Raw genomic sequence first — 1,100 nt, 5'->3', positions numbered from 1 at the left:
CCCAAAAAAAGGTAAAATACACTAAAAGCCAAGCACTTTTTTTCATTCAGTACAGATGTATCGTATCTCGACCGCAACTCCATCAGAACCCGAATCATTTGAACTGCCCGAGGAGCGGAAAACTATCAGATGAAAACCGTTGGGTTATTATGGCCAACTTAATTCCCTGGGAAAAATTTGAAGAAGAGTACGCAAAAAGCTTCTGCGAAAACAAGGGTGCGCCCGCCTTACCATTTAGGGTAGCAATGTCCGCATTAATTATTCAAGAAAGATTAGGAATAAGTGATAGAGAAACCGTCGAACAAATTAGGGAAACCCCTTACCTACAATACTTTATTTGGCTAACAAACTATTAAACAGAAGCTCCATTTGATGCCTCAATGATGGTATATTTTCGGAAAAGAATTAAGTTAAATCTCCTCAACAAAATTAACCAAGAAATGGTGAAAAAAGGACGAGAAATTCTCGAAGACAAAGAATCTGATGCCAGAACAGAAGAGCGAGGAGAAGAAAGTGAGCGGCCCAATGCAGGAAAATTAATATTAGATGCGACTTGTGCGCCCGCTGATATTAAGTATCCCACAGATTTAGACCTATTAAATCAAGCTCGTCAAGGAACGGAAAAAATCCTAGATTGTCTCTACAGGGAAGTCAAAGACAAGTTAACTAAGAAACCAAGAACTTCCCGAAAAATAGCGAGAAAAAACTATTTAAAAGTCGCTAAAAAACGTCGTCCCTCTCAAAAAGAAAGACGGAAAGCCATTGGTCAACAACTGGGATATATTCAAAGAAACTTAGGTTATATAGACCAACTAATTGAATTAGGAGCCTCCTTAACTTGTTTAAGTAAAAGACAATATATAGCGTTTCCCAATCTTATGAGGTACACCAAAATCTTAACTCCTGACTCCTGACTCCTCAAAACCTAAGACTCTGTACCTCACAACTATGGGAATTGCTATAAAATGCTATTAGTCATTGAAGAAGTCTCTCGTCAACAACGGGAGATGTGGTCAGAGAAAAAAACAAGGGTTGACCAGAGAATTGTCAGTTTAAGTCAACCTCATGTACGTCCTATTGTGAGAGGCAAAGCCGGAAAA

At 38.7% G+C, this 1,100-nt stretch carries 1 pseudogene; it reads left to right on the top strand.

What is annotated here, in order from left to right:
• Positions 1–55: 55 nt before the first annotated feature.
• Positions 56–1,100, top strand: a pseudogene (locus tag O9332_RS02645) (IS5 family transposase); the annotation flags it as partial.

Origin of the sequence: Microcystis sp. LE19-10.1B, assembly GCF_027530565.1 — a bacterium.
In the GTDB taxonomy this organism is placed as follows: domain Bacteria; phylum Cyanobacteriota; class Cyanobacteriia; order Cyanobacteriales; family Microcystaceae; genus Microcystis; species Microcystis aeruginosa.
The sequence above is the reverse complement of the archived record's forward strand: the minus strand, read 5'-3'. Positions and strand labels throughout refer to the sequence as shown.